Annotated in this window: 17 protein-coding genes; 14 read left to right on the top strand and 3 right to left on the bottom strand. The window is 33.1% G+C overall.

Features of this window, described 5'->3' with window-relative positions; all coding sequences use genetic code 11:
• The first annotated feature begins 154 nt into the window (after window positions 1-154).
• The 5 genes from D1818_RS06020 (at window position 155) to D1818_RS05995 (ending at window position 4469) form a co-directional block, all read left to right on the top strand.
• A complete protein-coding gene (locus D1818_RS06020) occupies window positions 155-718 on the top strand; it encodes a porin family protein (RefSeq protein WP_118456981.1) in 564 nt (187 codons plus the stop codon).
• A 676-nt stretch (window positions 719-1394) separates the two neighbouring features.
• Window positions 1395-1805 (top strand): hypothetical protein, encoded by a 411-nt coding sequence (locus tag D1818_RS06010; protein ID WP_118456977.1) that lies wholly within the window; start codon window positions 1395-1397, stop codon window positions 1803-1805.
• 105 nt (window positions 1806-1910) lie between these two features.
• A complete protein-coding gene (locus D1818_RS06005; RefSeq protein WP_118456975.1) occupies window positions 1911-2444 on the top strand; it encodes a hypothetical protein in 534 nt (177 codons plus the stop codon).
• A gap of 401 nt (window positions 2445-2845) precedes the next feature.
• The gene (locus D1818_RS06000) at window positions 2846-3682 is read left to right on the top strand and encodes a LytTR family DNA-binding domain-containing protein (RefSeq protein WP_118456973.1); all 837 of its coding nucleotides are present in this window, start codon (window positions 2846-2848) and stop codon (window positions 3680-3682) included.
• 124 nt (window positions 3683-3806) lie between these two features.
• The gene (locus tag D1818_RS05995) at window positions 3807-4469 is read left to right on the top strand and encodes a CPBP family intramembrane glutamic endopeptidase (protein WP_118456971.1); all 663 of its coding nucleotides are present in this window, start codon (window positions 3807-3809) and stop codon (window positions 4467-4469) included.
• A gap of 215 nt (window positions 4470-4684) precedes the next feature.
• Here D1818_RS05995 and D1818_RS05990 read toward each other — a convergent pair whose 3' ends face one another.
• On the bottom strand, window positions 4685-5818 hold the full coding sequence (locus tag D1818_RS05990; protein ID WP_118456968.1) for a BspA family leucine-rich repeat surface protein: 1134 nt from the start codon (window positions 5816-5818) through the stop codon (window positions 4685-4687).
• A 302-nt stretch (window positions 5819-6120) separates the two neighbouring features.
• On the opposite strand from D1818_RS05990, the gene D1818_RS05985 reads away from it, so the two are divergent.
• From D1818_RS05985 to D1818_RS05945, 9 genes are all read left to right on the top strand, one after another.
• Window positions 6121-7035 (top strand): DUF1080 domain-containing protein, encoded by a 915-nt coding sequence (locus D1818_RS05985; protein WP_199726312.1) that lies wholly within the window; start codon window positions 6121-6123, stop codon window positions 7033-7035.
• Window positions 7036-7290: 255 nt separating this feature from the next.
• Window positions 7291-8208 (top strand): endonuclease/exonuclease/phosphatase family protein, encoded by a 918-nt coding sequence (locus D1818_RS05980; RefSeq protein ID WP_118456964.1) that lies wholly within the window; start codon window positions 7291-7293, stop codon window positions 8206-8208.
• A 228-nt stretch (window positions 8209-8436) separates the two neighbouring features.
• Window positions 8437-11631 carry an AsmA-like C-terminal region-containing protein gene (locus tag D1818_RS05975; RefSeq protein ID WP_118456962.1) on the top strand — a complete coding sequence of 1065 codons (3195 nt, stop codon included), beginning with the start codon at window positions 8437-8439 and terminating at the stop codon, window positions 11629-11631.
• Between the two features lie 279 nt (window positions 11632-11910).
• Entirely contained in the window at window positions 11911-12687 is a 777-nt protein-coding gene (locus tag D1818_RS05970) for a YHYH protein (protein ID WP_118456960.1), read from the top strand.
• A gap of 12 nt (window positions 12688-12699) precedes the next feature.
• The gene (locus D1818_RS05965) at window positions 12700-13407 is read left to right on the top strand and encodes a toxin-antitoxin system YwqK family antitoxin (protein ID WP_199726302.1); all 708 of its coding nucleotides are present in this window, start codon (window positions 12700-12702) and stop codon (window positions 13405-13407) included.
• 122 nt (window positions 13408-13529) lie between these two features.
• Window positions 13530-13751: a hypothetical protein gene (locus D1818_RS05960; protein ID WP_199726303.1), complete on the top strand. Its 222-nt coding sequence runs from the start codon at window positions 13530-13532 to the stop codon at window positions 13749-13751.
• A gap of 466 nt (window positions 13752-14217) precedes the next feature.
• Entirely contained in the window at window positions 14218-14724 is a 507-nt protein-coding gene (locus D1818_RS05955) for a GTP-binding protein (RefSeq protein WP_118456958.1), read from the top strand.
• 127 nt (window positions 14725-14851) lie between these two features.
• A complete protein-coding gene (locus tag D1818_RS05950) occupies window positions 14852-19417 on the top strand; it encodes a YDG domain-containing protein (RefSeq protein WP_118456956.1) in 4566 nt (1521 codons plus the stop codon).
• Window positions 19418-20186: 769 nt separating this feature from the next.
• Window positions 20187-21404 carry a S8 family serine peptidase gene (locus tag D1818_RS05945; protein WP_118456954.1) on the top strand — a complete coding sequence of 406 codons (1218 nt, stop codon included), beginning with the start codon at window positions 20187-20189 and terminating at the stop codon, window positions 21402-21404.
• 152 nt (window positions 21405-21556) lie between these two features.
• On the opposite strand, the gene D1818_RS05935 is transcribed toward D1818_RS05945, so the two are convergent.
• Window positions 21557-22978, bottom strand: a complete 1422-nt coding sequence (locus tag D1818_RS05935; protein ID WP_118456950.1) for a TolC family protein — start codon at window positions 22976-22978, stop codon at window positions 21557-21559.
• An 11-nt stretch (window positions 22979-22989) separates the two neighbouring features.
• Entirely contained in the window at window positions 22990-23658 is a 669-nt protein-coding gene (locus D1818_RS05930; RefSeq protein ID WP_118456948.1) for an ABC transporter ATP-binding protein, read from the bottom strand.
• Window positions 23659-23670: the final 12 nt, after the last annotated feature.

Raw genomic sequence — 23670 nt, 5'->3', positions numbered from 1 at the left:
AGTTACAAACTAGTTGTAGCGGGAGCCTTTAGAAAGCTTAAAAAACGTCCTAATTCGTAAAATTCCTTTGTTTTAATACTTCTCTAATCTCAAAATCACCTATTTATTTTTTTAGAAATCTACTTTTACACGAATAAATAAAAAACATTAATTTATGAAAAAAGTAGTATTAATAGGTATTGTAACAGTTTTAGGATTATCGAATATTAATGCACAAGACCTTAATTTCGGAGTAAAAGGAGGTCTTAATTTCGCGACACTTACAGGAGAGAACAACTCTGAAATCGGCTGGACAACAGATTTTAATCTGGGAGTTATGGCTGAAGTTAAAATTTCAGATAAATTTTCTTTTCAACCAGAATTAATGTATTCCGGACAAGGATATGGCTCAGATGTTGATTCCGAGGGTATTATAGCACTCAACTATTTGAATGTTCCATTAATGTTAAAATATTATGTGACCAAAGGATTGAGTCTAGAAGCAGGGCCTCAAATTGGTTTTCTACTTTCCACTAAAGGAGGTACTAATACGAATAAGGATCTATTTAAAACAACAGATTTTGGAGTGAATTTTGGTTTAGGTTATAAACTTGATAACGGGCTCTATTTTAGCGCAAGATATAATCTTGGACTTACTGATATCAATAATATAGATGGTATTTCAGATAAAAATAAAAATGGAGTATTTCAGTTATCAATTGGTTATTTTATTTTCTGAAAACTTGATCATACCGTAAAGAAAAATCCGAGTTAGTTGACTTGGATTTTTTTGTTGGCGGTAAAGACCCCAGCTCTCCGAATAATGAACAAAAAGTAAAGTGCTGTGCCAATAACCTGTCTGCCTCATTCAAATCTGTGACTTTGTACCATATATTCTTGTATTTTTGATTGATGGAAATCATCAAACGATTTTTACAAAAAAAGAGAATGCCGATATTATTAATAAAGAAATAATTAAGCTTCTGTATGAATTATAAAACGATGATATAAAATAACGATATACAGTAAAGACCTGTATAATGTATTGCTGATTCTGTGAATATTCAGAATAATTTAGAGAGGCGCTAAAATCTACTATAATATATATTAAGGATTATGCACGATTATTAGAGCCTTTTTCTCTATTTGCTAAACTGTAATAATTTGATTTTAAAGAACTCTTATAGTCAATAAACCTATTAACTATAGGCGTATGAATTCGCTATCTTAGTACTAATGGGAGAATTTTTTGAGAACATCATTTTTAACGCTAATACCAGTTCTTCTAATTATAGTTATTTTTTAAGAACTAGATTATTCAAATAAAGAACATAATTAGAATATAGATTATAGAAAGAATGAAAAAGAGCTCATTTTTGAGTCAAATAAATAATTAAGGAACTTAACATACAAATTTGAAAATAATAGAACTTTTAAAAAAATATTTACTCGAGAAATGGTGGATTCCAATATTAATTTTTGGAATATCATTCTTCCTGCTTATAAATGAATATTTATTACCAAATACAAATTTTTCAATTTACTTATTCTATATTTCTGGGTTAATTCTTATTGTATCTTTTGTTTGGCAATTTTTTGAAGGAAGTAAAATAATTGGGATTTTACAATTATCTATATTGATCATTCCTGTCCTAATTTATAGCTATATATTTTACTTAATTGCTATGATGTTTAATAAACCTGTTGAAAAACTTGCGCATCAGAATATCGAACTATTAATAGAAGACAAAACTAATTTAGAATTACCGAGTGAATATAAAATTTTGAAAAACACAAGATTTATAAACACTGGCAAGGGTGCGTAATTTGTAATAATGAATAAAAAACTGCTGCCAACACTTTGTAAAAGAGCATTGAAATGCATTTTATAGTAAACGTTAGCATATTTTAACTAAACTAAATTTAAATTTATGTTTACTCCCTTTATTAGAATAGTTTTGGTTATTGGATGTATTGTAATGGCTATTTTCTTCTATTCGGAACAGGATTATCAAAATCTAATTTTGGTTTTGCTGGCTGCGTTTTTATTTATTTATGGATATTTTAAATATGGAACAGTTTACACCGCTTTTCGACAATTAAAAAAAGGGAATTTTAAAAAGGCTGAAGAGTTAATAACCAAAACCAAAAACCCTGATAAGTTGAGTAAAGGTCAAAAAAGTTATTATCATTTTACAAAAGGAATAATCGCTTCCGAAAAAAAGGAATGGGAAGATAGTTTCTCTGAATTAACTAAAGCTTTAAATATTGGACTAAGAACCCAAAATGACACTTCAATAGTTCTATTGAATTTAGCTAATATTGAATTCGAGCGTGAAAATTTTGATAATGCTATGGAATTTATAGTAAAAGGGAATAAGTATGAATTAAAACCATTAGTTAAGACAGAAATGAACAAGTTAATGGAAAAAATAAACGGAGCACAACAGGATATAAAAAAATAAAGCAAAGCAAATTTTGGTAGTCAATCGAAAGGTCACTTCCTTTTACCACAACACTAGATTTTTGTACATTGAATAAGAAAAAATAATTCATATATAAAATCTTCAAGTATTGGTTCTTTATTCTCAAAGAAAAAAGCACATGAACAAATTCGAAAGTTACTTGAAGATGAATCAGAAATAGTACAGGAATTTGATTCTTTAAATGGTAGCTTAAAAAACATAAAGTATATTATTAAAAAGTACAATAGTTAAAAAAAATAAAAACTATTACTAGCAGATTGCATGGTACGTTATATGCAATAACCAAACTAAAGAATTGACGATCAATATTCTTGACAAAAATTCTGTGGAGAAATTATTTTTTACTTTTGAATCTGACAAAAAAAAGGAGCTTCTAATTCATGAGTACTACACAACCAACCAATAATTCAATAAAAACAGTATGGCATTCATTTGCTAGTAGTGCTACGTGGCGCTGGTTTCAGAAAGCAATTGTCTTAATACTATTCTCTTTAGTAGTCAATCATTTAGCAGCGAGTGATAATTTTCTAGATGGTACATCGTATAGATTCCCTATTGTAGGTTTTTTGTTTACGATTATTTTATCCACTTTGGTTGGAATCATAGCACATCTTAATTTTAAATTTTATAAGAAAAAATATTTCGCTAAAAAGGTAGAAATTGCTATTGCCCTAAGATTTATTGCCTCTACGCTGGGATATATTACAATTATATATATTCCCGCAGCTATTATTGCAGAAATAATTTCAGGTGGACAGATAGAATTCTATTATATATTAATTGGTTTACTAATTACCTTATTAGTTTGTTCTATTCTCATTGGCTTATGGTATGTTCAAGATATATACAACTTATATAAGCTATCTATAAAAGGTGCCGAAATTACTATTGACAGCGGAGCAAAAATGACGAAGCTTATCTATGAAAATATTGTGTGCTTTTACAGTGAAAACAAAATTGTATATACGGTTAAAAATGATGGCACAACAATTAACACCGATTTTACATTAAATGAACTCGAAGAAAAAATAAACGATCAATTATTTTTTAGAGCTAATCGACAAATTATCATTCACAAAGATGCCGTAGATCAAATTGAAAAGATTGAAAATGGTAAGTTGCGCATTCGGTTAAAAGTTTCCATTGAACACAGTATGATTGATGAAATCAATATCAGTCGTTATAAGCGAAAAGCATTTGTGAATTGGTTTCAATAAAAGAGACTAAAAAACACCGACTATTCAGTTGTAAATTATGACCATTCAGTAAAAACATAGGTATTTAAAAGGGTTTTCAGAGATTTTGTTCATTATTTCGTTTAGAATTTAAAATCAAAAAACGATGAACAAAATTAACTTAAAACAACTATTAATTCCTTTATTTACCATTGCAATCATCTGTTTTATATGGTTTGGTCCATTACGTATTACTATAGAAAATATCATTATTTCTGTCATAATCATTATAGCCAATTATATAGAATATAAAGGAAAAGCATTTTCAGAACTTGGGTTTCAACGCGAAAAATTTACATTCAAAAACATTTTCGTTCTTGCTCCATTAGTTGCACTGGGACTTTTTATTTTTTATGCCTTTGTATTGGTTCCTGGGATTACAAAACTCACAGGAGTTCCAATAGATTATTCGGGTTATAATCAATTGAAAGGAAATCTTCCTGATTTTTTAACTTTTTTACTATTAGTATGGATTACCGCAGGATTTGGAGAAGAAATCATCTTTCGAGGTTATTTTATGAGACAATTTATGAAGTTCTTTGGAGAAAGTAAAGTCAGTATTGCACTAAGCATTGTCCTAACTACTGGTTTTTTTGGCTTTATGCATAGCGGTCAAGGAATTACAGGGCAACTTGTCACTTTTATTGTTGGATCACTCATAGCGCTGATATTTTACTTACGCAAATACGATTTGTGGTTCGTAATTGCCGTACACGGTTTTTTTAACACTATAGCTTTAACTTGCATTTACTTTGCTATTGATTTGTAATACTTTGTACCATAGAATTTTACCAAATAAAATATATCTTTCCGCACTATATTTTGTTATAAAAATAAAGCGGGAATATGGCTATGAAAAAGAGTATTTTATTTCGGTAAATTCACAAACTGTAAATGGTATAAACGCAGATGGCAGAAAGTGTAGTAGACTTAACCGCTGTCATCTGCGTGTTTTCTAATTAAATATTGTACCAATTAGCAGGGTTACTCGCATTGGGGGTCACGACTATCATTTCTAATATCCCAATTACTTTCACTAATCAATGTAGCTCTTGCGGCAGCTGCTTCATCAGAACAAAAAATGACTCTAGATGCACCAAAAACAACATCATTTTGTCGCGTTTGATTCGCAAAACTAATGAGTAGTTTGTCATAGTTTTCTGTTGACAATGCTGTATTATCAAGTATACGACTAGCCTTAGTAACGTTAGAAATATTCCAGTTACTTATATCAGGATTTGCTGCTGAAGCTGTGGCAAACAGCTCACTCATATCCGTTACATTAGCAGTATCCCATGCACTAACATCAGGGTTCGCCAATCCAGCACTAAAAAACATACCAAGTAAATCTGTTACATTACTAATATCCCAATTACTAACATCAGGATTTGCAATTGATGCAGCAATAAACATGAAGCGTAGACTGCTCACGTTTGACAAATCAGGAACATCGATTGCTGGAACTTCAAGGTTAGAACAGTCTGCAAAAGCTCCTTCCATAGATAACCATGTTCCGGTTCCCCATTGATCCACTGAGATAATCTTGCTAGCCTCCAGAGTTGTAGCATCAATAAATCGTATTGCAGGAAAAGTACCCGTTATACGTATGGTATGCTCTTCATCAGTATCAAAAGTATGAGTGATATCACCGGTTATTCCAGATTCATCTACCACCCCATCATTATTCCAATCTACATTATAATTATAGGTAAAGTCCGTATTAGTGTGAATGGTAATTTCGTTAGCAGACCAGGTCGTTATAAATTCTATTCCTGATGCTGTTCCTAAACGAACAGTAACATTTATTGTAAATTCTTGTGTATCTCCGTTTTCTGCAACGACAGTATATACTACAGGTTCTGTAAAATCTTCTACCGCACCAATATCTGGAACTATAGTTAACCCAGTATGTTCAATATTAGGAGTCAAAGCTGTGATATCTGTTCCTGTATCTAACTGAAGGGTGATAGTATTATTATCAATAGCGCCTTGTTGACCATTAATACTGAACGAAGTAATATCATTAAGATCATTTGGTGTTAGTACCTGACCATCATCATCATTAGAGCATGATATACAGAATAAGAACAGACAAATGTAAATAGATAGTAGTTTCATTTTTTTTATATTTCTATGTGAATTGATAGTACAAATAAAGGTTGGTGAAAGTACTAAACCAAAATAAAAAACGTAAAAAGGAAAAAATAGGTTTAAAAGAGAAAAAGAAGTGGTTAAAATATTGTTTCTTATTTACTAAAGTTTGTTTATAACATAGGTTAACAAACGGTCTTCTATATAAAGTTATTATTTCAGGATGTACCAAATACACAAAGTATGAGAGGAGTCCCAAAAAATACAATACTTTGTTTAAATTTAGAAATTGATTGCAATGGTTACAAACAAAGTAAAACAGATCTTAAATGATACATGAACTCACAAGCCGGATTAGCAAAATAATGATAGTAATTTTTATTCTCACATGCTGTTTTTCCTGTTCGGATCAAGCTAATAAAATTGAGGAAGACGATTCTGAATGGTCATATTTGATTGATGAAAATCTATCAGAATGGGATACCTACTTAAGTTTCAAGCATCAAATAGATTACAATGGCAGCCCTCCTCTTGATAAGTTAGGTAATGAAATAGAACCTATTGGATTAAATAAGCCCAACTATAATGTGTTCACAACTATGACAGAAAACGACGAAACTATTATTAAAGTGAGTGGTGAGTATTATGGTTGTCTAGCTAGTAAAAAAGAATATGAAAATTATCATCTCCAGCTACAGTTTAAATGGGGAGACAAAAAATGGATTCCAAGATTAAATCGCCTAAAAGACTCTGGTATTTTGTATCATTCTATTGGTACGTTTGGGGCAGAGTATTGGCGTTCATGGATGATGTCACAAGAATTTCAAATTATGGAAGCGCATACCGGTGATTTTTGGAGTCAAGTTACTTCTGCTATTGACATTCGTGCATATGCACCAGAATCTGGCTTAAATCCAATGGCACACGAAAGTCAAGATTTTTTAAGTTTCGGCGAAAAAGGGGAAGCAGGAAATTATTGTTTAAGAAGTAATAATTATGAGAAAGAACCTGGTGAATGGAATACACTAGATTTAATTTGTTTAAATGGAAAAAGTCTACATATAGTCAATGGGGAAGTAGTTATGGTTTTAAAGAATTCAAGATATATTAATGAAAAAGGAGAGGCGGTTCCGCTAACTAAAGGTAAAATACAATTACAAAGTGAAGCAGCGGAATTATTTTTTAAGGGTATAAAAATTAAGTCCATTGAAAAATTATCTCCCGAATATTTAGCTTTTTTTTAAATTCAGAAATAAATAGAATGAAATGCAGCATATAACAAAGTGGAGAGCGTATGTAAGCCCAAGCTAGTTAACTTATTCTGTACCGAGCGTTAGTTAAAATGCAAAAGTCTTATATCAAAATTAGAATAATTTTCTATCTCATTCTAAGGTTTAAGAGGGACTTTAAAAAAACAAAAACGAATAATTCTAGAGTATACTAATCAGTTGTAAAAGAAATCTTATACCAAGTTTGATCATTTAGAAAAACGAAAAAGATTGAAAAGACATTTTATTTATTTATCAAAAAGATTTTTACTTATATTCTTTAGTATAGAGGTATTCATACACTTTACAGTTAAAGATATTGTATATCCTATTAACATACTATTTTATCTAAGTGCACCACTGCTGCTAATTATTGGTAGTTTAGTTATGAGCATATTGTTTTTTAAGAACAAAAAGGTGTTTTATGTATTGGTAATGTCTTTTTTTAGTTTAGTGTTTTATTGGAGCGTTTATTATTATAAGACAACATCAATTGAGAAGTCTACAGATTCATATGATACCGTATTATTTTGGAATATTGGTCGAAATGGAGAAGATCCCTTTAAAATTATAATGAAAGAGATAGAGAATATCTCTCCAGAATTTGTTGGATTGGTCGAAGCGGATTGTATTACAAATGAACACTTAGAAGAATTCAGAAATAGATTTCCAAACTATCAAATTCGAAAATTAGAAGGGGGTATGTTGGTTATTGTAAAGGGAAGAATAGATGTAATAACGTATCATTATGCACTAGGTTTTTATAAATTTAACGTAGTTGATTTTAATATAGAAAATCAAAAAAGGTCAATACTTATTGCAGATATTAATGCAGTTCCTTTTGATAATAGAACATCATCATTAGATATTGTTTATAGATCAGCAAAAGATCATAATTGTTCTTTTATTATGGGAGATTTTAATACTCCTTATGAGAGTATTTATTTTAACCAGTTTAGACAAAATTTGTATAGTTTTCATGATGTAGCTAATGGATTTACCACAACCTGGCCTTATGGTATTCCATTATTTGAAATAGATCAAATCTGGAGCAGTAAAAATAACACACCTATTTTATTAAAAAAAGCATATTATAATACTTCGGATCACGCATTGTTAATAGGCTCTTATCAATCCATTACAAGATGATTTAATAGTTAACAGAATGTTTATAAACTCAACTACCGCTAGTCTTTGCCCGAGGTCGACAACTGTTATTAGTGTCGATGCAAACAATGTAGTGTTTCATTGGTTAAAATATATAATCAACAAATACGATGGACTCAACAACGAAATCATATTTTAAAATAAGATTTTGTCATACGAATTCGTTATTTTTAAAGTCAAAGACCTTTGCTAACCAAAAAGAAACCTGCTGTGAAGATTAAAAAATTCTGGAAACGAATTTTATTAGGACTAATCTTAGTTCCAATTTTAGTAGTAGGTGGCCTAATGCTATACATTCAGAACAACCAATCTGAAATTATTAAAGGAGAGATCGCAACACTAAATGAAGAGCACAAAGGCCTTATTCGTGTAGGCGAAAGTGAATTATCTCTTTTTAGTAACTTTCCGTACATCTCCATAAAAGTATATGATGTACAAATTCTAGAAACCAAAGAAGACAATGCACCCATCATTATGGATGTAAAAGATATATACATAGGTTTTAACCTATGGGATATGATAAAAGGAGATTATGATATTCAGTCTTTAGTAATAGAAGAAGGCATTTTTAATATTGTGATTCACGAGAATAATACAACGAATATTCAAAACTCTTTAGCCAGCACTTCTGAAACAGAAACACCTTCTACCAATATTCATCTAAAAAAAATTCGATTCAAAAGTTTAGACATCCATACCTTAGATGAAGCTACGAATACAGACGTAGAAAAATTCATGTATGCGGGTACAGGAGGTTTTAGCCAAAAAGATAGTATCATCGCTGGGCATATAGATACCCATTTTGAGCTAAATGTAATCAAAGATGGAGATACCACTTTTATTCATAATAAACATTTTGAAGTCCATACTGACCTAGTATTTAATGAATACACTGGCATTCTCGACATACAGCCTTCTGGTATTGTCATGGAAAATGGCGATTTTGAGTTAGAAGGCTCTATAGATACAAAGAATGATGTAGATCTAGATCTTTCTATAGAAGGAACAAAGCCCAATTTTGATATGCTGATTGCTTTTGCTCCAACAGATATCATACCAGTATTAGAGAAATATAGAAATGCAGGCGAAATCTATTTTAATGCGAATATCCAAGGCCCAGCTAACAAAGGAAATAGGCCTTTTATCAAAGCCAATTTTGGCGCAGGGAAAGCCTTTTTGGAAAATACCAAAAGAGCAAAACGGATAGATAACATGGGTTTTCATGGTCATTTTACGAATGGAAAAAATAGAGATGCGAGTACCATGGAATTTTCGCTAACCGATATGACTGCGTCTTTGGAAAAAGGAGAATTTAAAGGTTCTATTTTTGTAAAGAATTTTGAATCTCCCGAAGTGGATATGCAAATAAACTCGAATTTTAATCTAGATTTTGTGACAGAGTTTTTTGAACTTGAACAGGTACAAGAAGCCTCTGGAGAGATTTCGCTTAAAATGAATTTTCATGATATTATTGATATTGATAAGCCCGAAAAAGCATTAGAAAAATTAAATCAAGCCTACTTTACAGAATTGATTGTAAAAGATCTGAGTTTGGTCACCAAAGAGCTTCCCGCCACATTACACGATTTGAATGTGCATTTAGTTATGAATGGCAAGCAAGCGACCCTGAATCAGTTCGAACTATTGATGGGAAATTCTGATCTATCGGTAAGTGGTTTTCTTTCGGACTTACCCGCAATTGTGCATCATACAGATATTCCTGTCGATGTTCATTTAGATATTAGCTCTAATATCTTAGATATCGCCGAGTTAACCCGTTTTTCTAAACAGGACTCCACTAAAACCGGATTCGATGAACAAATAAAAGGTCTAAGTACAGGGTTTTCTTTTAAAGCTTCTGCGAAAGATTTTACAGAATCTAAGTATTTGCCAAAAGGTGAATTTTTTATCGATAGTTTATATGCAGATCTAAAGCATTATCCGCACAAACTCCATGATTTTCATGCGGATGTGCTAATAGATGATAAAGATTTAAAAATAGTTGATTTTACAGGCTATATAGATGATAGTGATTTTCATTTAGATGGACTTATACACGAGTATTCCTTTTGGATGCAACCCAAACTTAATGGAGATGTAGATTTAGATATTAATCTTACTTCTAATAAATTAAGACTAGAAGATGTCTTTTCGTATAAAGGAGAAAATTATGTCCCAAAAGAATACCGACACGAAACCTTTGATGATTTGGCACTGCATGTAGCATCTAGTATGCATTATAAAGATTCGGCTTTACATTCCATAGATCTTGCTTTAGACAAGTTGGATACAAAAATGAAATTACATCCGCTTCGCTTTCATGATTTTAGAGGAAACATCCATTATGAAGACGATCATATTGTGATAAAAGACTTTCATGGAGAAATAGGAACTACCAACTTTAATTTTGATCTAAATTATTATTTAGGAGACGCTCAACGGATAAAGAAAAGAGATAATTATTTCGCGTTAAAGGCAAATTATATTGACTTTGATGCACTTTTTAAGTTTGATTTGAACCCATCAAAACCAACAGAGACTGTTACTTCAAAAACCGAAGATGTAAAAAAACATGCAGAAGCTTTTAACATATATGAATTACCATTTACAGACATGCAATTTAAGGTAGATGTCGCTCATTTTATATACCATAGAATAGATCTTCAAAATATCAAAGCAGATTTAAGAACAACACCCAACCATTACGTTTATATAGATACCTTAGATATGGATGCAGCAGGAGGGAATATTAGATTAAATGGATATTTTAATGGTAGCGATCCAGAACATATCTATATGCAGCCAGATTTGGTTATGAATAATGTTGATTTAGATAAATTGCTTTTCAAATTCGAAAATTTTGGGCAAGACCATCTTGTTTCAGAAAATTTACAAGGTAAACTCACCTCTAGAATTAAAGGTAAGATTAGAGTATACCCAGATATGGTACCCGATCTGGATCAATCTACTTTAGAAATGGATGTAAAAGTATTAAACGGTAGATTAAAAAATTATGATCCCATGTTGGCACTTTCCGATTATATGGGAGATAAAAACCTCCAAAACATCCGATTTGACACTTTACAAAATAACCTAGATATTAATAAAGGAAAGATTACTATTCCGGCTATGAGGATCGAATCTACTTTGGGGCATATGGAATTGTCCGGTACTCATGATAACAATCAAAATATTGATTATTATATACGTATACCTTGGAAAACTGTAAAAAAAGCTTCTTGGAAAAAATTATTTGGGACCAAGAACGATACTATTATCAATAAGGAACAAGAGGATGAGATTGTAGAGGTAGATCCTAACAAAAAAATAAAGTATCTCAATCTAAAGATCAAAGGGAATATAGATGATTACAAGATTTCATTAGGTAAGAAAAAAGAAAAGTAATCTCTAATTTCTAAAATTTTATTGAAGAATATAAAATCATTAATGATTCTAAAAATTTAGTCATCTATGATGAAGAAAAAATAAAGGTTTTTCAGAAAGATACTCGATGAGACGATATAGTTTCGAGGTTTAATTCCAACACATCCGTCGGATTATTTTCTATATTTCAAATTCATTAACACTGATAGAGTTATTAAATTCTACATCTAGATTAAACCTTTTTTAAATAGTTAAGTCTAAGTATAGCACACACTTATGTCTAAATTTAAACTTAATAACATGAAAAACTCAAAATTCACAGGTTTACTCGTTTTAGTCGCGATTATTTTAATTTCATCTTGTAAGGATGATGGGAACAACGATCCAGGGGATCCATCTACAGAAGTCAGTACACCATTAGCTGCGTTTGATGAATTTAATGCTGATGCTGTCACCGTTTCTTTTGACGGTGATGAAATTACTATTGAATCTAATGGTTTGCCTAATCACACGTCTCCATATTGGGAGGAGACGGAACCTTTATATATTGATCCTGTAGTGGCTACTCGTTTGACTCCTGGTCGCATTGGTGGTGATCGCAGTCTTACCGTTACCGTTCCTGCTTCACCAGAAATAGCCGCTACAAGCACGGCGACAGGGCTAGGTCCTATTGGTATTTCTGTAACTGGAGTACCAATTTTTAATGATCAAGAAGGAGACAATAGACCAATCGAAGAAATGATTGTAGAAACGTTTGATTATGCGGGAGCTCATAACGGACCTTCGGGTTATCACTACCATGTAGAGTCTTCTGATGTTCCAGAAAATACAACACTTTCTCATGATGATGAAAAATTGGTAGGAATCATGGCAGATGGTTTTTTAATTTATGGAAGAAGAGAAATAGATGGCTCGTATCCTACGGATTTAGATGAATCAGGAGGGCATTATGGAGTAACACAACACAGCGAAGGTGAAGAATTTTATCATTATCATATCATTAATGAACTTTATTTAGGGAATATAATAGCTCTTTTTGCTGTGGATTTACAAGGTACTCCTAATAGTATTATGTAGATAATTTATAAGATGATTGAAAAGAAACCACCATTCTCATTTTCTTCTGATTTTGGATGGTTTCTTTCTAGACTAATTACTGAAATTAAAATCACGACAATGAAAATAATATTTTGGAAGCTTTCGTTTGTGTGCATTCTATTCATTGGTTGTTCTGAACAAAAAGAAAAATCATTGGTAAACGATCATGTAGATCTCTTGTTAAACGTGCCAGAAACAATAGTAGTAAAATCAGTTTTGCATTATGATCGTAAAACATCGGTATGGACTTTAAACGATCAACTTTATTCTGGGTTCGCTGTAAGTTATTATCCAGATAATAATTTAAAGGAAAAATTCGGAATCTTGCATGGAAAAAAGCAAAACAAGTTTGTCCAATGGCATCCTGATGGACATTTTAAAAATGTTGCAGATTATCACAAAGGAAAATTACATGGAGAAAAAAAAATATGGTCTTCAGATTCAGCACATATCCTAATTGCGCAGCTCAATTATCATAATGGTAAACCTCATGGAGCGCAAAAGAAATGGTATCCAACTGGTGAACTTTTTAAAAAGCTGAACATGAACAATGGAAAAGAAGAAGGTATACAACAAGCATTTAGAAAAAATGGTGCTTTATATGCAAATTACGAAGCAAAGAATGGCAGAATTTTTGGGTTAAAAAAAGCAGCACTTTGTTATGGACTCGATGATGAAAACGTTCGGTATAAAAAGTAATATTGATAACAGTATAATGAATTGAATATTAAAAATAAAATTTAAATTAGTCATGATTTAGAATAATTTATGTGTGACTTTAAAAATGGATTCATCCTTTGCAGTTGTAAGACCGATACGTATTGAATGTAGCCAGTACATTTGCTTTTTGGTCGATTATTATGACTTCTTTTGGAGTAAATTATTATTTATCAGGGCTTCATAGTTACGCAGCAGGAGATCCAATACCTATTCCTACTTTTGTTTATGTAGTAGCATTATTGATGATACTTATTGCAATAACAGCGTATTTCAGAAATAAAAAAGGAGTTACCAGTACAAAATCGATTTATGAAGATTTATAACAACAATTTTCTATAAAAAACCTTTTTGAAGAACAAAATCCAGTGATAATAACCAAAAATATTCTTTGTGGAGTCTTTTTGGTTTTTTTATGAATAAAATTCACTTTAACTTGAATAAAAAAGACTCGATGTTGAGTAAAAAACATTCAACTTTGAATGAAAAACACTCAACTTTGAATGAAAAACACTCAAAATTGAACAAAAAACACTCGAAATCGAGTAATAAATACTCAAATTTGAATGTAATTCACTCGACGTAATGGTAAAGACATTGAGATTTTTTTATAGTTGAAACTTCTTTTGAATCAAATTATGTAATATATCTTCTTTTGACTATGTATGGGATACTTGTAACTGGTACGTAAGTTGGGAAAAGAGTAGCTAAAATCATGAATATGATCAAAACTGATAAAAGTCAGTAATAAAGATTTAGAAATATAGTAACATTGATGTTTAACTCTTATCTATGGATATTGCAAAGGACATTGTGTTACGGCCTCGGTTTTTTCAGGATTTGGATGTGCCTTCAGAAAAAACGTTGAATGCTTTCGCTGAAAGAGGGAAGACATGTAAAGATTTTAAGATAAGTCGTATCGATCATCATGTTTTTATAAGAATTCCTAAAAAAGACCAACATTTTTGGTCTCCGCAATTGCATTTAGAAATTTATGATGTAGATGAACAACCAAAACTCAAAGGACTTTTTGGTCCAAGTCCAACGGTTTGGACATTTTTTATGTTTGCACATTTTATAGTTGTTACAGCATTTATAGGATCTGGTATTTGGATGTACGTTAATATGAGTTTAGGAGATGATTATCTATACGCCATTATTACGATGGTCTTTCTTTTTATCACCTGGTTTGTATTGTATTTTGCAGGTCGATTAGGTAGAGAAGCCGGTAAAAAAGAAATGCATGCATTGCATAGGTTTATGGAGGAAACCTTGAGTTCCATTGCGGAATACCCTTAGTAGTTTTACATTTTAATAGGTGTAAATACCTGTTTATCGACGTTTTTATTAGTTTTATCGGGTTTTAAGTTTGTTTTTAGTATCTTGGAAAGTCTTTTAAAAATTAATAAACGAAATCTTACCTATTATGAATAAAAACTACCTATTGTTACATCTTATCTTTTTTGTGTTATTTTCTTTTCAATCATTTTCAATGGTATCAGAAACCATTGATTCAAAACTGGCAGATGATAAAAAAGAAGTATTAGAAAAAGACTCGAAAACAAATACAGCAGAAGCTTTTACTTCTTTAGGAGTGGGCGATCTTGGTTTTTCATCATTTAATACCGATGGTAATGATGAGTTTAGTTTTGTATTGTTAACTGATATTTCGGGTACTACGACCATTCATTTTACCGATGATGGATTTAATAGTGGTACTGGGACATTATTGGGAGCAGAAGGAACGGTTACTTGGACCTATACAGGATCGCTTCCTGCAGGGGCGGAAGTGTCTATTTTATTACCCAGAAATTCGAACACTACAGGAACTTCTACTGTAGGAGGTATAGAAACAGGAACAACAACAGAAACCGGTAGCTTTTCTATGTCAAGTAATGGAGAATCCATAATAGCATATACAGGAACAGTAGGTTCACCAACGACCTATATTGCAGCAATTTTTATTGGAACAACAGGATTTACTGAAGCAACTAGTACGACTACTTCTGCAATCCCAACAGGCTTATCAATTGGAGCTAATACAGCCATGCAAAACGGAAGTGCAGATGATAACTATCAATTTAACTGTGCTTTGGGTGATATTAGTACAGTTTCTAATTTGCGAGAATCCTTATTTACGATTAGTAATTTTGTTGTTGGAATTAATAGTGAAAATTATCAAGCCCCAGATTGTAATTATTTAGTTGTCACCTGTGCTGCGCCAACAGCGCAAGCTACAAGTGCTATTTTTGGAACAGAGACAAGTTCAACCTTGATACTAAATAGTTATACAGCACCAGCAGGAGGAGCTGATGGATATGCAGTGTATATCAACAGTACCAATAGTTTTACAACACCAAGTGATGGAGATGAGCCAGTAGCTGACCTTAGTTGGAATGATGCAGGACAACAGCCAATATATTTTGGAACTTCTGCATCACCCACGGTTACAGTTACAGGTTTAGATCCGGGAACGACTTATTTTTTCCAAATCTATGCTTACAATGATTGTTCAGGAACAGAAACCTATGAAACTACAGGTTTAAGTGCAAATGACGCAACAGCTACTGCAATATTAACAATCCCAGGACTAACAGGAGTTGATAAGGAGTATGATGATACTACTGTAGCATCGGCCACAGGGACCGCTTCACTTTCTGGAGTTATTGGAGGTGATGATGTCACTTTAGGTGGATCACCGGTATTTACTTTTGCATCCGCAAATGTAGGAACGGGAATTACCGTTAATACTACAGGATATACCATTTCAGGAACAGATGCAGGGAAATATACACTTACACAACCCACTTTAGCCGCAGATATCACTGCAAAAAATTTAACGATTATAGGACTTACAGGAGTTGATAAGGAGTATGATGATACTACGGCAGGATCGGCCACAGGAACTGCTTCACTTTCTGGAGTAGAAGCCGGAGATGATGTTAGTTTAGGAGGTTCACCGGTTTTTACCTTTGCAAGTGCCAATGTAGGTACAGGAATTACGATAAATACCAGCGGTTATACTATTAGTGGAACGGATTCAGGAAACTATACACTTACACAATCCACTTTAGCCGCAGATATCACTGCAAAAAATTTAACGATTATAGGACTTACAGGAGTTGATAAGGAGTATGATGATACTACAGCAGGATCGGCCACGGGTACTGCTTCACTTTCTGGAGTAGAAGCCGGAGATGATGTTAGTTTAGGAGGTTCACCGGTCTTTACCTTTGCAAGTGCCAATGTAGGTACAGGAATTACGATAAATACCAGCGGTTATACTATTAGTGGAACGGATTCAGGAAACTATACACTTACACAACCGACTTTAGCCGCAGATATCACTGCAAAAAATTTAACGATTATAGGACTTACAGGAGTTGATAAGGTATATGATGATACTACAGCAGGATCGGCCACGGGTACTGCTTCACTTTCTGGAGTAGAAGCCGGAGATGATGTTAGTTTAGGAGGTTCACCGGTCTTTACCTTTGCAAGTGCCAATGTAGGTACAGGAATTACGATCAATACCAGCGGTTATACTATTAGTGGAACGGATTCAGGAAACTATACACTTACACAATCCACTTTATCGGCAGATATTACTGCCAAAGAGCTAACCATTACAGGTTTAACAGGAGACGATAAACCATACGATGGAACAACTGCAGCGACGGCCACAGGAACGGCAAGTTTACAAGGCATAGTAGGAGTTGATGATGTAGTTCTTGGAGGATCACCAGTGTTCACATTTGCATCTGCAGATGTAGGCACAGGCATCACAATCAATACAACAGGTTACACAATTTCAGGAACCGATTCAGGAAACTATACATTGACTCAACCTACTTTATCAGCTGATATTACTGGAACAACCTTAACTATAACTAGTTTAACAGGAGATAACAAAACATATGATGGAACGACAGCAGCAGGTGCAACTGGAACAGCAGTTTTATCTGGAGTAATAGGAGGAGATGATGTGACTTTAAGTGGATCACCAGTTTTTACTTTTGCATCTGCGGATGTAGGAACAGGAATCACGATCACCACTTCGGGATATACACTAAGTGGTGCCGATGCAGGAAAGTATAATTTGATTCAACCGACATTATCAGGAGATATTACAGTAGCTAGTTTAACCATTACAGGTCTTACAGGCGATGATAAGGTATATGATGGTACTACATCATCGTCGGCTACGGGAACAGCAATGCTTTCAGGAATCGTTGGAGCAGATGATGTTACTTTAGGAGGTTCACCGATATTTACCTTTGCAAGCGCCAATGTAGGTACAGGAATTACGATCAATACTTCGGGTTATACAATTAGTGGAACGGATTCAGGTAATTATACATTTACACAACCGACTTTATCGGCAGATATTACTGCAACTAGTTTAACCATTACGGGCCTTACAGGCGATGATAAGGTATATGATGGTACTACATCAGCATCGGCTACGGGAACAGCAATGCTTTCAGGAATCGTTGGAGCGGATAATGTTAGTTTAGGAGGAAGTCCGGTTTTTACATTTGCTAGTGTGAATGTAGGTACAGGAATCACTATTACTACGACAGGGTATACGATCAGTGGAACTGATTCAGGAAACTATAGTTTAACGCAACCTACCTTATCCGCAGATATTACTGCAACTAGTTTAACCATTACGGGGCTTACAGGAGATGATAAGGTATATAATGGTACTACATCAGCATCGGCTACGGGAACAGCAATGCTTTCAGGAATCGTTGGAGCGGATGATGTTACTTTAGGCGGAGCACCAGTCTTTACATTTGCAAGTGCCAATGTAGGTACAGGAATTACGATCAATACTTCGGGTTATACAATTAGTGGAACGGATTCAGGCAATTATACACTTACACAACCGACTTTATCGGCAGATATTACTGCAACTAGTTTAACCATTACGGGCCTTACAGGCGATGATAAGGTATATGATCGTACTACATCAGCATCGGCTACGGGAACAGCAATGCTTTCAGGAATCGTTGGAGCGGATGATGTTAGTTTAGGAGGAAGTCCGGTATTTACATTTGCTAGTGCGAATGTAGGTACAGGAATTACTATTACTACGACAGGGTACACGATCAGTGGAACGGATTCAGGAAACTATACGATGACTCAACCAACCTTATCGGCAGATATTACAGCTAAGGAATTAACAATTACAGGAATTACTGGAGATGATAAGATATATGATGGAACTACTGCAGCTACTGCAAGTGGAACCGCAGTACTCTCCGGAGTTGAGGTAGGTGATGATGTTACCTTAGGCGGATCACCAGTCTTTACTTTCGCTTCTCCAAATGGAGGTACAGGAATTGCTATTACAACTACTGGGTATATTATCTCTGGTGCCGATTCTGGGAATTATACATTAACACAACCTACTTTATCAGCGGATATTACTGGACAGACTGTTGCTATTACTTCTACTGAAGTTGGTACTACCGGAGCAAATCCAATACCAGTAACAATTACTTTTTCAGGAGCTGTAACTGGTTTTGAAGAAACTGATATCACTGTAGGAAATGGAGCAGCATCTAATTTTACTGGAACTGGTGCTGTATATACAGTGGATATCATTCCAACTGCGTCAGGTGTGGTAACAGTAGATATAAATGCTAATGTTGCTATGGATGCTGGAATGACAGGAAATGTTGCTGCTTCTCAATTCAGTATTGTTTTTGATGATGTATTAGGAATTGAGGATGAGGTATTAGCAAGTGGTTTACGCCTGTATCCAATTCCGGCAACAAATAGTATTACTATTAATGCTGATACAATTTTAAGCCTAGAGAAAGCAGAGATCTTTGATATTCAGGGTAAGATGGTTCTTTCTAAATCTTTAAAATCAACTACTGGAATTCATATAATCGATATTTCTTCGATGGAATCAGGAGTGTATTTGATGACCATATATTCTGAAAATGGTTTATTCACTAAAAGAATCATGAAGAAATAAGTACTTCTAACAATAATAAGAATAACCAAAAGACCGGAACATTTGTTCTGGTCTTTTTAGTTAGAAGAGAAGATTAAGTATATATTATGTTAAGTAAGTTACTTTAAAATTTAAAGAGTATTCCCGCAATAAAATACGAATATTTTTATATGTAATAAATATTCGTAATTAGTATTGATAAGATGGGTTCCTACATTATCTAAGTTGTTCTTACCCGTGACATAAGCTATAAGTTAGATACGCCGTTATTAAAACGGATTTCATAACTTTCATAGGCTCCTTGCATATCAAAATGAACTTGTGCGATAGTATTTTTTACTTCTAGTGCAGTTTGTTCTAGTTCAATAAGAGATTTTTCAGCTTTTATCTTTTTGAGGGCTATATTATTTTTTTAACTTTTAAATGTTGTGGTAATTCTATTTTTTTTACTAAATCATAGTTAATTTAGTGTTAAATGTAATTAATTTTCGTTTAATTTTTTGGAATTAATTCCCCTCTTATTTTTTTATGTTTCTAGATCTTTCTTTTTGATTTAAATCCCTGATTTCCAATAATGCAACACCGTTGCATTATTGGAAATCAAGATTATGGTTTGTATTGTAGAAGCTGAGTAATTGAATTATAACCATTTGATTGTTATGTTTTTACCATATTTTTCGATTATCATGAATCTCTACTTTTAACGTTCTAATCTTAAACGATCGAATTTTATTAGAGCTCAACATTTTAATTTAAAACTAAAATTAAACGTTAACACAAATTAAAAATTATGAAAACTAGACTAAGAATTTTAAGCACAGTAACTGTATTTTCTTTTCTCTTTTACAGTTGCGAAAAAGATGGAGAAGTGATTACAGATTTAGAATCAGAAATAGATACTGAAGAAACTATAGGAGCGGATCAGGCGATACCTGGAGAGTATATAGTAATTTATACAGAAGATGCATCTATTTCTGGTAAAGCTGCAGAAATGAAAAGTAAATCGATGCAAACATTATCTAAGTATGCAATAGCAGAGGATAATATAAAACAAACTTACAGTAATGCTATTCAAGGTTTTGCGGTTAAAAACTTATCAGAAAAGCAAGCTGAGCTGCTTAGAAATGATTCTGAAGTAGCTTATATAGAACCAAATTATATTCAAAAGTTGGATATTAAAATAGGAGACCCTGTGAGTACGCTGCCTGCAACGGTTCAAAACAAAGCGGTAACTAATGATTCTCAACTTCCTAATGGAGAATTTCTGCCCTGGGGAGTAAACCGAGTAGGTAGAGCAGATGGTTCGGGTAGAACCTGTTGGATAGTGGATAGTGGTATTGCACCGCATAGTGATTTAAACATTGATACTGGTCGAAGTAGAAGTTTCGTTGGTGGTTCTTGGGAAGATCAAAATGGACATGGAACTCATGTAGCTGGAACTGTTGCTGCAAAAAATAATGGTTCGGGAGTTATTGGTGTAGCATATGGTGCAACTGTAGTTTCTGTTAGAGTTTTAAACGCTGCTGGGAGTGGCGCCACTGATGGAATTCTTTCAGGAATCGACTACGTAGCTAGTAATGCTAGTAGTGGAGATACTTGGAACTATAGTGTAGGATTTCGTAATCGATTTACTTCTCAAGCCATAGATGATACGTTTAGAAATTTAGAAAGAACGACTTATGGAGCTATGGCGGCAGGTAATAGTAATGATGATACCCAATTTTATTCACCACAAAGGTTAGAAACAAGCGGTTCTTGGTGCGTTGGTAATATGACTAATGTAGATGCTCCTGCTTCTGGTTCAAATTTCGGGGACAGTGTAGATCGTTGGGCTCCAGGTACAGCAGTATGGTCTACTTGGTTAAATGGTCAGTTTAATAATATATCTGGTACTTCTATGGCATCACCTCACGTAGCAGGAATATTATTATTAAGAGGTAATAGTACAGGAACAGATGGATCTGTAAGTAAAGGAGGATATACAGCTCCTATAGCTACATTGAATTAAAAATAGATAATTTTGAATTCATTAGAGGCTGTGTAACTACAGCCTCTTTTTTGTGTTTTGTAGAAATTATAACAAACGTGTAGATATTCTTTTTAAATGTATGATAATTTAGAAATATAAACTGTTTATAAATATGGTTTTTGAGACTAAAATTATAAAGAATTCCCACGATAAAATTCTAATATTTTTACACGTAATAGATACTCGTATTTAGCATTGGTAAGATTGGTTTCTGCGTTGTCTAAGTTGTTCTTACTTGTGATATATGCTATAAAGTTAGATACACCATTATTAAAACGAATTTCATTGACCCGATATGATTCTTTAAAAGCAGCTACTTGATTTTGTAGGCTTTCATAACGTTCATAGGCAGCTTGCATATCAAAATGAACCTGCGCAATAGCATTTTTTACTTCTAGTGCAGTTCGTTCTAGTTCGATAAGAGATTCTTCAGCTTTTATCTTTTCGAGAGCTACATTATTTTTCGCTCGAAAACCATTAAATAAAGGAATGTTTACTGCAATTCCCACAACGGTATTTAAATTGTTATCAAACTGATCCAGATACTCAATTTTTTCTCCATTAAACTGTGATTCATTTGTAAAAACAGAAACTTGCTCATTATTAACAGTAACAAAATCTCCTGTTTCCACGATATCAGAACCTATTTCGGTAAATGTTTCAGCGACACTAGAATAGTTGGTGTTTACTTGTCCAAAAAACGAAATTTCAGGAATATATTGGGCTTTAGCAACACTTATACCTCTTTTTGCAGCTTTTGCTCTTAATTCTTTAGCCTTAAACGTCGCTAAATTTTCCATGGCTTCATTAAAAACATCATCTGATGAAAGTGTGTACTTTTCGAAATCCAGTAAAACGGATGCTTTGTCTATCAAAATATCCCCTGGTAGGTTCATTAATCTCGCGAGACTTAGTTTCGCATTATTTAGATCACTTTCTGCAGCTAAGATATTCGTTTCATCAATGGTTTTTTGGCCTTTGATATCTGCATAATCGGCTGGATTTCCAACCTCTTCATTGTACAAATCTTCCTGTTGTTTCAATTGTCTGTTAGTGGCTATTAATCTTGTTTTGGCTAAAGCTAATACGTCTTTTCTATTTAATACTTGAAGATATGCTAAGGTTACATTTAATATTAATGTTTGTTTAGCTTCTTCTATTTCCATTTCGGAAGCTTGCTTGTTAAGTCGCTGTTGACGTACTGTGTTTAAGAGTCGAAAACCATTAAATATAGTAGCATCTAGATTCAATCTCGCATTAGAAAATGTCAATTCTTGATTTATAAAATCATTGGTAAATGGATCAATGCTTCTTCCATTATTTACACCAATATTATAATTACCATTCAATGTCGGTAAGATGTTTGCTTTAGATTGACTATAGTTTACTCGGGCAGTATTGGCGTTCAAAGTAGTGGATTTTAAATCTAGATTATTTTCTAAAGCGATATCGATACATTGTTCCAGAGAGTACCTTTCTGTGTCTTTTCTTTGTGTAAATCCAACGAATTGTAAAAGAAAAGCACTGATATAAATAATTGATTTCAGTGACATGTTATTTTAGATTATTCAGAGACGATTTGCCCGTCTAAAAGATTAATAATTTTCGAACCATAAGAAGCATTGTTCTCAGAGTGGGTAGCTTGTATTATCGTTACGCCTTCTTTGTTTAATTCAGAAAATAATTCCATAATTTCTGTACTCTGTTTAGAATTTAGGTTTCCTGTAGGTTCATCCGCCAAAATCAATTTTGGTCGGGTAATGAGTGCTCTGGCTATACCTACCAATTGTTGCTGACCACCACTTAATTGTGCCGGAAATAAATCTTTTTTACCTACAATATTAAAACGATCTAATATATCCGCTACCAAAGCTTTTCGCTCAGCGGATTTTACGTTTTTATAGAGTAGGGGAGTTTCGATGTTTTCATATACGGTTAACTCATCAATAAGGTGATATGCTTGAAATACAAAACCGATATACTCCTTATAAAGTTTAGACCGTTGCTTTTCTTTCATAGTATGAACAGCTTCATCTAAAAAGATATAGCTACCATCAGTAAAATTATCCAGCATACCGATGCAGTTTAATAGTGTGGATTTCCCGGATCCTGATGGTCCCATCAAAGATATAAACTCTCCTTCGTTAACGTTTAAGTTAATACTATCGAGTAATGCTATTTTCTTACTTCCAGAATTGATTACTCTCGAAGCGTTTGTAAGTTGTAAGATCATATTTTTTTGATG

The sequence above is a fragment of the Aquimarina sp. BL5 genome (genome assembly GCF_003443675.1).
Classification (GTDB): Bacteria; Bacteroidota; Bacteroidia; order Flavobacteriales; family Flavobacteriaceae; genus Aquimarina.
This window is presented reverse-complemented; position numbering and strand designations above follow the sequence as displayed.

Bases quoted from the DNA above. Each gene is read 5' to 3' on its own strand.
- D1818_RS06020 (WP_118456981.1), top strand. From the start codon at position 155: ATGAAAAAAGTAGTATTAATAGGTATTGTAACAGTTTTAGGATTATCG.
- D1818_RS06005 (WP_118456975.1), top strand. From the start codon at position 1,911: ATGTTTACTCCCTTTATTAGAATAGTTTTGGTTATTGGATGTATTGTA.
- D1818_RS06000 (WP_118456973.1), top strand. From the start codon at position 2,846: ATGAGTACTACACAACCAACCAATAATTCAATAAAAACAGTATGGCAT.
- D1818_RS05995 (WP_118456971.1), top strand. From the start codon at position 3,807: ATGAACAAAATTAACTTAAAACAACTATTAATTCCTTTATTTACCATT.
- D1818_RS05990 (WP_118456968.1), bottom strand. From the start codon at position 5,818: ATGAAACTACTATCTATTTACATTTGTCTGTTCTTATTCTGTATATCA.
- D1818_RS05985 (WP_199726312.1), top strand. From the start codon at position 6,121: ATGATACATGAACTCACAAGCCGGATTAGCAAAATAATGATAGTAATT.
- D1818_RS05970 (WP_118456960.1), top strand. From the start codon at position 11,911: ATGAAAAACTCAAAATTCACAGGTTTACTCGTTTTAGTCGCGATTATT.
- D1818_RS05965 (WP_199726302.1), top strand. From the start codon at position 12,700: ATGATTGAAAAGAAACCACCATTCTCATTTTCTTCTGATTTTGGATGG.
- D1818_RS05955 (WP_118456958.1), top strand. From the start codon at position 14,218: ATGGATATTGCAAAGGACATTGTGTTACGGCCTCGGTTTTTTCAGGAT.
- D1818_RS05950 (WP_118456956.1), top strand. From the start codon at position 14,852: ATGAATAAAAACTACCTATTGTTACATCTTATCTTTTTTGTGTTATTT.
- D1818_RS05945 (WP_118456954.1), top strand. From the start codon at position 20,187: ATGAAAACTAGACTAAGAATTTTAAGCACAGTAACTGTATTTTCTTTT.
- D1818_RS05935 (WP_118456950.1), bottom strand. From the start codon at position 22,978: ATGTCACTGAAATCAATTATTTATATCAGTGCTTTTCTTTTACAATTC.
- D1818_RS05930 (WP_118456948.1), bottom strand. From the start codon at position 23,658: ATGATCTTACAACTTACAAACGCTTCGAGAGTAATCAATTCTGGAAGT.